The following is a 12,466-nucleotide window of genomic DNA, read 5'->3' on the forward strand; positions in this document are numbered from 1 at the left end:
TCGGGGTCGCATCCCCGCCATGCGGGGCCCCTGCTCCGCCCTCCGGAGCGTTACTCCCACTCAATAATGACCGGCTTCGATAAGCCGTTGATCGGCTTGGAAGCAGTACTCCAAAACGATATTTCTGCCGACATATTCACCGTCATTTTGACAAGCATCCCCTCTCGCGGCTTTCACTATCTATCTACATGTATCGAGAACAATCGGCACTTCCACAATCGCCCGCTGTCGAGATGTATCGACATCTATCGGTTCTCGCTTCGCGCTTTGACATAGTAGACAGGCCATATCCTCGGATGAATCATCGGCAAAAAAATACCGGCACCAAATCATCTAACACCTTGGCGCACGGAACATTTTCGCCAGTAAATTTATCGTCACGTGAGCGATCCAAAGTTACTAACGCCCCGCCTTTGCCAAAATACTAGCAAGGCTACCTGCTTCTCGTGTCGCGAAACCACTCTATGCGACAACCTCAAGGCCGCGTTTTTGCACGAGGTGAAGCAATTTCAGCGCAGTTCCCGTGGGGCGCTTCTGTCCAATCTCCCATTTCTGGACCGTCGAAACACTGGTATTCAGCAATGCCGCGAATACCGCCTGGCTGACACGAGACTGTTCCCGGATCTTCCTGATCTTGCTAGGCGAGAGTGGCTCAACCGGGGGAAGACACATGCGATCGAACTCTCGCAACGTGACTTGATCCATCACGCCCGCAGCGTGAAGACCTTTCGCGGTCTCATGGACTGCCTCAAGAATTGGCGATTTCGTCTTACGCATCGCAATCAACCTCCATCAATTCGCCCGCATGTTTCGCGGTCATCAACGCCGGCGCCGATAACGACAACAGATGCGAGGCCAACCTTTTCAGAGACTCTTCCTCATCCTTGTCGATATTGCTCCGGACATTCTTCGGAAATCCGAAGACAAAAAACCACTTGTTGCCCTTGTTCGTTGCCACGAGAGTGCGATAGCCACCGCTCTTACCTTGTCCCGGCCGCGCAATTCGTTTTTTCAACAAACCTCCGCCAAGGTCCGCTTCATAGAGACCGGACTGCATTTCACTTACCGCCTTGCAGAGGACACGTCCGCCCAAGTCCTGCTTTCGAGCCCAGCGCTCGAACCAACGAGTCATGTAGATCGTCACTCATACTCCTTCGCCTGCTATTTATAGCACTGAGTGCTATAAATAGCAAGTCGACATCAATTGCTGGACGTCATCTGCGAGTTCAATACCTAGGCGACTGGAAGGCCGAATTCCTGCTCCACTTGACTAGCCACGGAATAGCCATGGTCCGCAAGGCGATCGAACTCGGAGAAATTGAGTCGCCGCAGTGTTGTCGGAAACGATGAGGCGAATAACGCCAAGTCGGAGGACGCGGCAGAGCCGAACGGTATGCCAATATAAAAAAACGCGCCACGTCCGGAGCCCTTCTGCAGATAGCTGGAGAACGTCCGGACACGCAAAGCGTGTGCTTGATCGGACATGATGTCCGCGACCCTCTTGAGACGGAACGGACTTAAGGCAAAGTAAGAGAATCCCGTCCGGAGCGGTGCACCGGCATCTGAAACCAGAATCGCGATAGCAGGATGCTTTGATACGCCTCTGCCCGAATCAAAGAAGGGTTCAAGCCCCAAATTGTCGTACACACCGCCATCGTAAAGGTGCAACGACTTGTGGCCGATATCCACCCGTTCCTCGCTGCCTGCGGGAGCATCCCAAGCTCTACGCCGCCACTCAAAATGCGTAGCATCGAGTTTCAGCGGACCAAAGCCTCCCGGGAAAGCTGCCGAAACCGCCATCGCGCTTGCCAGCGGGAAGTTGCCTGGAGAGGCATACCCGAGCGTGTAGTCCCCCATGTCAGTCCGCTTAAACCGAAATCTCTTCCCACTCTCGGCAGTCGTTCCATTGATTGACCACTCGGGAATATCAGGGAGTTCGGCGAGTCGAGCAGAAACGCCCCACTCTCGCTGCAATGCCATGGATAGCAGATTTGCCCTCGACAACAAAAATCGAAGGTTGCTTGGCCATAGTAACTGCCTGACTGCTCCCCACTGAAGGCTGCGGCTAGTCAGTTTGGTTCGCAGTTGGGGGTAGATCGTAGAAGCGAAGCTATCGGAGGACGGCCAACGAAGCCCACCTTCCTGAAGCAGCAGACCAACCAGAAGACTACCGCCAGAAACTGTCGAGATTCTCTCCACCCGCTCTAGTAGACGACGCTCTGCGAGCAGCCGTAATACACCGAGGTGAAACGCCATTGCGCGTATCCCGCCGCCCGAAAGCGCCAATGCAATTGCTGCACCTCGGGCCGCATCTGTCATTTCAAAGTACCCTGAATGACCTGAATATCCCCCTCGCCAACAATCAGCTGAATCGCAGGCAGACCATCAAGCGACATGCCCATTGCGAGGTGCAAGATTTGCATAAGATCATCACGGCTTGGCGCCGCCGAATGACCGCGCGGGTGACTATGCCACTCGCCGATATAACCCACTACGCCAGCCGTGCGTCTTGACGCCTCCAACACTGCATCTGCAAGCCCTTGGACACCCCTTTCGAAGAAGCCAGGGCCGGCGCTGCTATCAGGTGGAGCGGGCAGTCCGCAAACGATTACGGCGGCCTTGATATTAAAGTCGTAGTATCCAAGCAAAACGCCTCCCGTTTCCTTGGGGAGGCAATCGCGTCGCAACTGTCGAAGTTGCAACTGCGCACCTTCATCTATGAATAGATCAAGGTCATCAAAAGCAAAGCGCTGCTCCGGGTATATCTGCACGTCATGGGCATCGACGCGTCCATTAACGTGGTCGCGTTGCCAAACCCGAATTGATGCGGTAGATCGTCCGAAAGCACTGCGAACTTGCTCTTCCAAGGTGCATGCATGCGCCAAGATCTTTGAATATGGCATTACAAGCGAGATATCACGACAGCTCGCGCCACTCCAGAACGAACTCAGATTGCCAGCCAAATGCATTCGCCCCCATTCCTCCTGGATGACCGCGCGGTAGTATTGCGCTTCGAGAGTTCTCAAACGCAGCGCCCGCGATTCGTCTTCAGCAAGAAGTACTGACGCGTTTCCATTCGGTAGGACAAAGACGGACATGTGACGCGCCGCTGTGTCACTCCGGCTTGCCATCCTGGGATATTCGAGCGTGGTAGAAGCATCAACGACCAGCTTCGCCTCGGCAATTGCGGAGGCAATCTGGGCATTGCCGGGATCGCTTGCGTCGCCCCATATCGGTGTTATGCGGGTCGCACCTTGCATCACGGCATCGTGCAATTGAGCAATTGCGGCGACCTTTGTCACGCCAACATGCTGTGAATAGGCGTGATGACGAGAGAGGTTATGGGGTTTCACGTGGTCGTTATCGATCACCGTCCAATTTCCCCACCCACTTCGCCCCCAAAGATTAAGCATCGCACTACCAAGTGAACCGCCCCCGACCACCACACCAACTGGTCCGATGTCGGCGATTCCGGATTGGTGTCTTGCAGATGCCGCATCATTCCGACGCCGAACATCCATCGGAAAAATTTGCTCCGAACGCCAGGCGGTCGCTGTTGTGTCACCGTTAAGCAAGGGCACCTTGAAATATCGTTGCTCATGCTTATGCAGCAATCCCATCTCGACACCAAGCTTCACAGTACCCACGGGAATCAGAAATGCTCTGTTCGACACGCCCTCGGGAGTTCCGCCCGCCACTCGCGCAATCGGAATGCGCAGGAGAATCACCGTAAAGGCGTCATCCGCCGATTCCGCCACTCCCTGCGCACCGACACGACTACCCAGCGCCGTATGTAACAACGGTACGATATCAATACCGCGCCCGGCCATCAGCTCAGCGAGTTGCCCCAGTGTTTGTGGATCGCGCTCCACGAAACCATGCACGATCGGAGGAAGCTCCAGGGTTATATGGGATAGCAAGTGGCCATTGGGATGTTCATTCTGGTGCACGGATTCGACGAAGCATGTAAACCCGTGATCCGGCCGCGATTCGCCCCGGTGTATTACGAAACGCCTTGTTGTGTCCCTTTGCAGATCCTCGAAATTCCAAGGCAGCACAAGCTCGTATTTCGTTGCGAAAAACAAATTCTCCACAGGCTGGTCAGCCGGATGCAGTTCGCCCCTGGCGCTCTTTTCAAGCCACCACTGAATACGGCGAAGAAAGCCCTGCGGGGTCCACGTGCGCAGAACCGCGGCCGGCTGCTCAAAATATAAGCAGAGACTTGCGGCTTCGCCCGGAACACCCTGATTTTGATGCATCAGGACAGGGAAGGACTTTCGAAGTGCGCGAACCTCGACCAATTGCGCCGGGTTCGACGGCACGCAAAGCGCCAAGCGCTCGCGATACGCTATGCCATACGGGTTTTTCGGAGGAACACCATCAACCTCGACGTCGACCACGACACACTCGTATTTCGGTGCTTCTGGTGGGCCGTGCCTAAGCAAACGTACGATTGAGTAGTCGCGTTGATGCGTAACGGCTTCGCAAAGCGTGCGCGCCCTAGCAATAGTCAGAGCATTGACGTCACCGACCTCAACAACATCGATGAACTCATGGAAATCTTCCGCCATCATCCTGCGCGAGGCGGCCTTGAAAGCACGATCGCCGGCGCCCCGAGAGACCCCGATCGTTGCCAAGTCATTCCGCCTGCCCCCACTTCAAACACAAGCGGCTCGGGACGATTCGCGTTAGGCTCTTCCATCGTCACGATGAATTTCCGTCCTCCCACATCTCTGAGGGCGCGCTCATATGCTTTGCGCGCCTGAATGTGAGGTGGCTGCACCTCTGAATACGAGTCCTTCGCGTCGGGGATAGGCTTGCTGCTGCTCACGATATAGGCATCCCGCTTGCCTTGCAGCAAGAGCTCTTTAACAAGAGATTTCGGAACAGTTTCCCTATCACCCTTCTCGTCGCTCAAAGCCAGGTAGCTGCAGTGATGCGGGATGTTGTACAGATCCCAGGAAAGCCGGTCGTCGTTCTTGTGATATCGAGTCGTGCTGACGATATCTTCCAGGTCTTCCCATTTGGCGTCCCCGACGGCGAGGTAGTCATAGTGCGCACTGCCGATGCGAAAGCGTACGTTGAATACCAGGGCAGCGCTGTTGCGAATAATGTCGCCTTCGTCACAATGCTTGATGAAGGGCGAGTGACAGAAAAATTCCACCCCGTCCCGATCGAGGGAAAACCCGGGAACCAAACTGCCCGCGTCAATAAACAAGTGGTCGCGAGCACTGACAGCCTCACCCCGTTCCTTCAGCTTGGGCTCCAGCCAATCCATCAACGCCTGCGGTTTGGAAAAAACGAGAATATCCTTCCCTTCGAGTAGACGGTGGCGGGCTTCCTGGCGGAGAAGAACAAATTCCTCCTGCTGCTCATCATTACCTGCCTCTTCAAGAAGCATGGCAGCCGGGACCCACAACTCTCGGATCTTTATACGCCCGTTGCCCTGGTATTTGGCGGCGTGTTTGAGCTCGAAGAACGACGTGCTGCCTTGAATGTGGTCAAGATCCGCGTGGGTAAATCCGACGACATCGAAGTAGTCGCGTTTGGCTTTGGCCAACTCCTCCTTCAATCGCGCCTTGAGATCAATCTCCGGCGAGTCGGAACCTTCGCCCTTCTCGCGATGACAGAAGTCAAGCAGAACACGGCGGCCACCAGACAAGGCGATTTGCGTGGTGTCGCCGTTGCCGACCGGATAGAAAGTAATCATGTGGGATTCGGGCACGTCAAACTCCCTCGCAAGTGGGTTGTCGCAAGATGTCTATGTCGTCGGCGCTGGCCTAATCAGCCTTTGGGCGGATTCGGGTCATGACCGTGGCTGTCGCTGCTACTGATTTTTCCGTCCAGGTTGTGGATCCTCAGCTCTGTCTGTTGTGACCTGCTGACAGCCCTTCCCTGTTCGATTGCCTCACGCTTCGTGCTGTGGTGGCTGGTGGCGCGCTCGGCCCCTCCCCGCTTCACGTTCCACCCACCGCTGGGATCAGGTACTACATGATGAGTTTCGGGTCCCTTCTTCGCTGCCATTTTGGGCCTCGCTTTCCTGATAATGGTAGAAAAAGTATGTCTTTCCCAAACATCCTAGCACCCGCCACTTCCGCTAGTCAAGTATTTGTTGTATTGTCTTCCCGAACCCGCCGAACACTCAAAAGGAAGCTCTGCATGGCTACACCGCTAGGCGAGAAGATTCGCCAGCTACGGAAGGAAAAGGGACTGACCCTAGAAAAGCTCGCCGAACTCACAGAATCGAGCAAGAGCTATATCTGGGAGTTGGAGAACAAGAACATGCCGCGGCCGTCCGCGGAAAAGATCGGGCGAATCGCCGCAACCTTAGGGGTGACCCCCGAATTCTTACTGGACACCGCCGAAGAAAACCCGACGCAAAGCGTCGTCGACGAAGCGTTCTACCGCAAGTATCGAAAGCTTGATCCCGAGGTCAAGGCAAAAATCAGATCCATCGTCGATGTCTGGGAAAAGGACTAAATGACCGAGACGCTGTCCCCGCAGCGATGGGCGATCGAAATATCCCAAGTCCTCAACACCGTACTGGGCTCGGAACACTTTCCGATCAATGTCACGGAAGTCGCCCGTGAATATTCGCGCCAGCGCTTTCCGGAAGATCCGATAACGTTGGTTGCCGGCGACGTCTTACCCAAATTCGATGGTGCACTCGTGCGCTCCCCGTCGGGGAAAAACGGCTGGGGCATTATCTACAACAACGCGATCCGTTCACGAGGCCGAATCAATTTCACGCTCGCTCATGAATTCGGGCACTACCTGCTTCACCGGAGAGCCTACCCGACCGGACTGCAGTGTGGTGAGCAAGACGTGGTTCGTTGGGATTCCCAGTACGGTCAAATTGAATATCAGGCGAATGTCTTCGCGTCATACCTGTTGATGCCGCTTGACGACTTCAGACGACAGATTGCCCCCAAGGACGAAGTCGATCTGGAAATGCTTGGCCATTGCGCGTCGCGATATGACGTATCCCTGATCGCCGCGACACTCAAATGGATTGAGTACACGGAGCGTCGTGCTGTGCTCGTCGTCTCGCGCGATGGTTACATACTCTGGGCGCGTTCTAGCGGACCGGCATTGCGATCGGGCGCATTTTTTCGAACATCTGGACCTCCGATATCCGTACCGGCTGCATCGCAACCTGGAACCGGGCGAACGACCGCAGGATGGATCGAACACGCGGCCGGTACATGGTTTAGTGAAGAAGCATGCAAGGAAACCGCAGTGCAATCGGAGCAGTACGACTTCACCATCTCGCTTCTTCTGTTGCCGAACGAGGGGCCAGCATCACGATTTCAGCAGCACGACGACCACGACGATGAGCCGCGTGATGAGTTGCTGGATCGCATTCGCGTCAATCACGGACTGAGCTAGGACGTACTCGTCTTGGTTGAAAACTCCGAGTAGGTAGAAAACGAGTTCTGCCCTTTGCCCGTATTCCACCTGCCAATAATGGTCTTGAGAATCCGCTGTTGCAGGTAGTCGCAAAGCTCCTCGAATTTTTCTGATGGAAGCAATTTCCAGGACGCCCCATATCGCCTTTCGATGTTCACCGAAATGGCGCCGTAGCTGAATTTCGTCGATCGCGACTTGTTCTCCCTCGCAAACTGGTTATATCGATTTATGAGGTACTGCACATAACGGCTCTGTCCCTGATCCGATCCAATGGTTCCCGGGGGTGCATTAACGGCAACGTGATTCCGCGCAGACTTAATATTGACCGTCCGTGCCTGGATAGCACCTGGGCTGTTTATTGCAATATTGCCGGTGTTATCGCTAATATCGATTTGTTGCAGACCGTTGAGCAGAATTTTCGCGAAGACGCTGTCGGCTGGCTGCTCCGGCCGGCCCGCTACGTTTTGGTGGATCTCCTTAATATCCCGCAGAACGTCTGCGGAGTAGCTATCAATTTGTGAATCGACCACCTTGTGGTGCGCGCGACACAGCAGGATGAGGTTGTCGAAATCATTTCGCTCTGCGTCGGACTGGGATTCGTCGAAGCGCGGACCGCCCGAGTTTCGAGCGTGGATGTGGCAAATCTCGCCAGTTACCGTACCGCCACTCTCGATAATTGGGAGTTGGCATCCCGGGAATGCACAAATGTTTCCCGAAAGGGCAAACAGTCGCTTGATTGTCGTTGTCGTTGGCTGCCCCAACTTTTTCTCCGTCGCCCCGTAAGGAACCTGTCCTAGTTTTCCGTCCAGGCGGCCTGCAATGATTCCTGCTCAACGGCGACCCTGTTTTCAGTAACCCATTGACTAGCTGCATCCCATCCTCGGCGCGCACATATTTTCTCGATCACCGATATCTCCACATCCGTGAGGGCACGGCGAACCGTAACAGTATCGGAGCCAATTGCCCCCGGAGTCATGCCATGCAGTTCGAGGTGCCGCTCCGCGTCATCAACACAGCCTGCTAGATGGTCTGCAATTCGAAATCCGCCCGCGTCAATATCGCCCCAATGAAAGACACGGGCATCAATCGGAAGCGACAACAGCAGGAGTCTGTAAACTCGTTTCCACGAGGGACTCGGCATGCCGCCGGTGTAGAGCAGAATCGTGCCCGGCGCTTCGTGGCGCCTCGCGACCATTTCATGAAATGTCGTGAGATTCTCGACGGTCAGAAGTGCGACGACCGCAGACGCACAAGAAAATCCAGCTATTGCCGAAGGCGGAAAGCCCAGGTATGCAGAATCCACCGCAATATTGCGGCCATCAATGGCCACCTGAATCGCACCAGCGATGAGCAAGGTTGGCGGAAACTTTACGAGCCCGATCTCGTTAAAGACGTCTTCCGGATCGCGTGCCGGAGCAGCGACATCGCCTTGCACCAAAACATCGATGATCGCGGCCAATTGCTCAATTCGTTTACTGTCGCCGGTTAACCGAGCGCTCAACCGTCGGACCGGCACATCAGCAGCGACCTGCAGCCGGCAGTGTGCGACAACCTTTACCGCATCATCCCAAGCCCCGACATCTTCAGGGCCGGTGCCGCGCACTTTTGCGCCGCTGCCCCAATGCTCGATTACCTTTGCCAGCACCGGGTACTCTGCGTTCCAGCGTGCGAACCGATCTGCCGCACGAGAAACAGCCTCCCACCTCGGGACAACGCCCAAGAAACGGGCAAGCGCCCCCCTGTCCGCCAACCCGATTCTCTGGACCTGATTCTTCTCTCCCGCGCGACGATCCCACTCGATGGTAATCGCCCCTTCACGTTCGGCGAGCAATAGCTCCCCGTGACATGACTCCTTCTCCGCGTGCGTCTCAATCCTCGCATAGGCGGGCATTGATTCGCGCGAGAACCGCAAAGCAACCTTGCGCTCTCCTCCCTCCCGACCATAGGCGTTCTCGGCCCTACGCAAGAGCTTTTGCAGCGCCTCGTTCGCAACGGAACTCATGCAGCACTGCCAAACTTCTCGGCCATTGTCGCGACCAGTTGCGGATTGCGACTGGGCATGTCGGTTTCCAGGAGGCGTCTGGCGTCTTCTTTGACGATCACCTCGGTGGCAAACACATCCGAACCAAACCGATCGAGGTCGTAGTAGGAATCGAGAACCGGTATTAGCTTTCCGACGTCTGCATCGGGCGCAGCCATCACCAGTTGAAGTCCCAGTGAACGCAGGAACTGCGCCGTAACGTACGCATTCTGTGCATCAAATCCGTGAAAAGCCTCATCAATGATCATGACGGCGGCACCTTCATGCGCATCCCCTGCCTTCAGGCGATATGCATTCGCGAGGGATGCACCGGCGATGACGTAAAACGGCACAAGATGTTCACCGTTCGATCCGACCCCAAGCCGCTTGCTTAGTGAATCCACCTTCTTGTCGCCGACCCGGATCTCCAAGTCAAAATTGAATAAGAGCCGATAGTCCTCAAGCGGATTGTTCGCCTTATCCAATCCGGTCTCGCAGGCTTCGAGGAACGCAACCAGTTTTTTCTGTACATCATCTGCCGCTTCAAACAGCGGCGAAGACCCCGTTTCAAGAAACGCACTGCTCTGGATCAGGTCATAGAGCGGTTTGTGAGCCAGTGCCGGAGTAGCGACAAACCTGTATTTTTCGCCGCCCGTAAACTCCGGACAAGAACGGAGAATCCGGTTCAGATCATCAATGTCGTGCTCTACTCGCTTGATCGCTTCGCGCATGCGGTAGGCCACGTCAGCCCGGAAGGATTGATTGGCGGCTTCACGCGCCTGCGACGCCTCCTGTTCGTACTGGACCAGTGTGGAAGCCGTAAGCTTTCCAATGTGCGACTTGACCCAGGCAGCAGCCTTCCGCCAGTCGCTGCGCTCCTCCACCAGGCTGATCGACATTTCATTGATGAACGCGCTGAAATCGGCCTTCGCCGCTGCCTCCGCATTCACGATGCGAACATTGGCGTTCTTGACTTCGCTATCGAGGTAAATCACGGCAGCTGCGGGTCCTTCGCCTTCGTTAATGCGCAGGGCCTTGTCGTAGGTTGCGGCTGCAGTCTCCGCGTCATAGTCGATGTCGGTGATTGACGCATCGTAGTCCGCCTGCAGCTTCGACAACATACTCTGGGCGGCCTGCAGACTGGTTCTGGTCCCATTGAGGACACCCGTTTTCGTGCCCCGCGCCTCGCTGAGTTCGCGCAGCGCCTGTTCTGCTGCTTTGGCAGCACGATCGGCCTCATCCACGCGCCGCTGAAGATCGCGAAGATGCGCCGGCAGATCCAGTTGCGCTGGATCGACCGTTCCATCCAGCGACCGTTGAGCCACGTGTAGTTCGGAGTACGCCAACTGAATTTGATCCGGCGTAACCTCCCGCAGGACCCTGGTCACACGATCAAGTGCGTCCGTGGTGATCTGAAGTCGTTCCCGAGCCTCCTTGTCCGCGCGCGTAGCATCTAGAACCTCCGCTCGAAGTGCCTGACGCTCCTCGTTGGAGACCTCAGCACCGAGTACCCAATCGGCAGACTGGATGAGCCTGAGTCTTCTCGTACCCCCATTCGCACTGAGCATTCCGTCCCGGGTCAGTGCGCGCTCGTGACGTTCAAGTTCCTCTTCGGTATCCACTTGTCGCATTTGCCCCAACAGGCGACGAAGATACGTGAGCGCAATACCGTTCGAGCTGTCCAGCAACGATGCCACTGCTGTCTTGTCGTAGCTGCGGCCCATGTCGTTCCGGATGTGCGCGGGCTGGACGACGGTCACCTCATACAAAGGACGCTGAGCTTTGCGCAGAATTCTGACGGCCTCCCTTTCACGTCCATACCCAACCACGAGGGCATGGCGATTCCGCCCGAGAAACGATTCGATGGCACCTTGCCACGCCATATCTTTTACTTTGACCAGGCTTCCGACGGTCCGACTCTCGATCCCTTCCGCCCTGAACATTGCCATTGCCGCGGCAACGTCGCCGGAGTCCTGCAACCGTATGCCTTTGTCGGCCGCCCTGACACGTTCCGTGGCACTGGTGAGCCGCGTGGCTGCCGCTGTAGCCGCTTCTTCGTGCTGAATCCGCAGAGTCTGAAGTGCTCCTGCAACACGCTTTAGCGACGATAAAGCTTCCGGAAACGCGTCCAGGTCAGGGCAATCTCCCCTCTTCGCACGCGCTTCCCACTTCGCCGCCAGACGTTTCAGTTCCTTGGATGTGCCGTCGTCCGGCTCTCGATTCGCCGCATGCACAATTCCGAGTGCCTCCCGAACATCCATAGCCATACGGTCGACTGCGCGCCGTGCATTGCCAACGTTTGTCTGCCATGCCGCACGCAATTGGCGCGCATGCTCAGGATTTTGCGATGCGGGATCGGAATTGTAGGCGGCGAGCAGATTTTGATGATTGGCGCGAAGACCTTCCTGTTCTTGAGTACGGGCTTCTATGGCAGCGTTGAGGTCGTTGATCTGACCCGATAGTTCCTGTTCTTTGGACGACAGATTTCCGACTTCCAGGTCTGCGGACTCGACTTGAAGTAGCAACCTGACTGCCGTCGAAACGGCTCGCGTACGGTATTGCGTTGCCACGCTGTTGAAGCGCCGGTCGATGTCAGTCAGGCGTGCAATCTGCTGCTTGACTTCCTCAATTTGGCGCACGAGCGCGCGAACGGTCTTGATGTGTTTCAGGGTGCCTTGTTTGTCGATGGGTTGGGCATCGACAAGATATCCGCGAAGATAGTCGTTAACGCTCTGGATTCCCTTGAGGCGCAGGCTCTGTGCCAACGCACGCAAGAACTTGTCCCTGTCGATAGTGCGCCCCTTGTGCTGGAGCACATGAAGTAGTTCGTTTAGATAGGTCTCCGGCTTGGCAGTAAGAGTCGGTGTACGACCAGCCTGCTTCGCGAGCCTGCGCGCCAATGCATCAAATGTGGGCCAATCCAGAGGGGCTTTCCCGCCTTCATCGAGGGCACCGAGATGATCCTCCAACGTCAGCCGAACGCCGGGAAGAATGTACAAACCGAGCGTACGATGATTCTTTTCCGTGGCGATCGAG

General features: G+C 56.0%; 11 protein-coding genes. 2 read left to right on the forward strand and 9 right to left on the reverse strand.

Features of this window, described 5'->3' with window-relative positions:
* Positions 1–462: 462 nt before the first annotated feature.
* The 6 genes from K2Y42_RS17700 to K2Y42_RS17725 form a co-directional block, all read right to left on the reverse strand.
* Positions 463–786, reverse strand: coding sequence for a DNA-binding transcriptional regulator (locus K2Y42_RS17700; RefSeq protein WP_291154967.1), 324 nt, complete (start codon positions 784–786; stop codon positions 463–465).
* Positions 770–1,144 (reverse strand): type II toxin-antitoxin system RelE/ParE family toxin, encoded by a 375-nt coding sequence (locus tag K2Y42_RS17705; protein WP_291154968.1) that lies wholly within the window; start codon positions 1,142–1,144, stop codon positions 770–772. Before K2Y42_RS17705 ends, K2Y42_RS17700 begins: the two co-directional genes overlap by 17 nt.
* 89 nt (positions 1,145–1,233) lie before the next feature.
* Positions 1,234–2,319 (reverse strand): patatin-like phospholipase family protein, encoded by a 1,086-nt coding sequence (locus K2Y42_RS17710; RefSeq protein ID WP_291154969.1) that lies wholly within the window; start codon positions 2,317–2,319, stop codon positions 1,234–1,236.
* Positions 2,316–4,637 carry a ThiF family adenylyltransferase gene (locus tag K2Y42_RS17715; protein ID WP_291154970.1) on the reverse strand — a complete coding sequence of 774 codons (2,322 nt, stop codon included), beginning with the start codon at positions 4,635–4,637 and terminating at the stop codon, positions 2,316–2,318. Before K2Y42_RS17715 ends, K2Y42_RS17710 begins: the two co-directional genes overlap by 4 nt.
* A complete protein-coding gene (locus K2Y42_RS17720; protein ID WP_291154971.1) occupies positions 4,571–5,725 on the reverse strand; it encodes a hypothetical protein in 1,155 nt (384 codons plus the stop codon). The genes K2Y42_RS17715 and K2Y42_RS17720 overlap by 67 nt, the downstream gene beginning before the upstream one ends.
* A gap of 59 nt (positions 5,726–5,784) precedes the next feature.
* Positions 5,785–6,024, reverse strand: coding sequence for a DUF2188 domain-containing protein (locus K2Y42_RS17725; protein WP_291154972.1), 240 nt, complete (start codon positions 6,022–6,024; stop codon positions 5,785–5,787).
* Between the two features lie 135 nt (positions 6,025–6,159).
* On the opposite strand from K2Y42_RS17725, the gene K2Y42_RS17730 reads away from it, so the two are divergent.
* Both K2Y42_RS17730 and K2Y42_RS17735 read left to right on the forward strand, forming a co-directional pair.
* Positions 6,160–6,480 carry a helix-turn-helix domain-containing protein gene (locus K2Y42_RS17730; protein WP_291154973.1) on the forward strand — a complete coding sequence of 107 codons (321 nt, stop codon included), beginning with the start codon at positions 6,160–6,162 and terminating at the stop codon, positions 6,478–6,480.
* Complete coding sequence (locus tag K2Y42_RS17735; RefSeq protein WP_291154974.1) at positions 6,481–7,389, forward strand: ImmA/IrrE family metallo-endopeptidase; 909 nt, start codon at positions 6,481–6,483, stop codon at positions 7,387–7,389.
* Here the strand turns inward: K2Y42_RS17735 and K2Y42_RS17740 are convergent.
* The 3 genes from K2Y42_RS17740 to K2Y42_RS17750 all read right to left on the reverse strand — a co-directional run.
* The gene (locus K2Y42_RS17740) at positions 7,386–8,171 is read right to left on the reverse strand and encodes an HNH endonuclease (RefSeq protein WP_291154975.1); all 786 of its coding nucleotides are present in this window, start codon (positions 8,169–8,171) and stop codon (positions 7,386–7,388) included. The two genes, K2Y42_RS17735 and K2Y42_RS17740, sit on opposite strands and share 4 nt — an antisense overlap.
* A gap of 32 nt (positions 8,172–8,203) precedes the next feature.
* Positions 8,204–9,412, reverse strand: a complete 1,209-nt coding sequence (locus K2Y42_RS17745) for a Wadjet anti-phage system protein JetD domain-containing protein (protein ID WP_291154976.1) — start codon at positions 9,410–9,412, stop codon at positions 8,204–8,206.
* Positions 9,409–12,466 (reverse strand): SbcC/MukB-like Walker B domain-containing protein (locus K2Y42_RS17750; RefSeq protein WP_291154977.1); only part of this gene is annotated, 3,058 nt, incomplete at its 5' end. The genes K2Y42_RS17745 and K2Y42_RS17750, both read right to left, overlap by 4 nt.

The organism is Hyphomicrobium sp. (assembly GCF_019744875.1).
Lineage (GTDB): Bacteria > Pseudomonadota > Alphaproteobacteria > Rhizobiales > Hyphomicrobiaceae > Hyphomicrobium_C.

What these genes read in the sequence shown, in the direction of transcription:
- K2Y42_RS17710 (WP_291154969.1), bottom strand. Translation starts at nt 2,319, where the DNA reads ATGACAGATGCGGCCCGAGGTGCAGCAATTGCATTGGCGCTTTCGGGC.
- K2Y42_RS17725 (WP_291154972.1), bottom strand. Translation starts at nt 6,024, where the DNA reads ATGGCAGCGAAGAAGGGACCCGAAACTCATCATGTAGTACCTGATCCC.
- K2Y42_RS17730 (WP_291154973.1), top strand. Translation starts at nt 6,160, where the DNA reads ATGGCTACACCGCTAGGCGAGAAGATTCGCCAGCTACGGAAGGAAAAG.
- K2Y42_RS17735 (WP_291154974.1), top strand. Translation starts at nt 6,481, where the DNA reads ATGACCGAGACGCTGTCCCCGCAGCGATGGGCGATCGAAATATCCCAA.
- K2Y42_RS17745 (WP_291154976.1), bottom strand. Translation starts at nt 9,412, where the DNA reads ATGAGTTCCGTTGCGAACGAGGCGCTGCAAAAGCTCTTGCGTAGGGCC.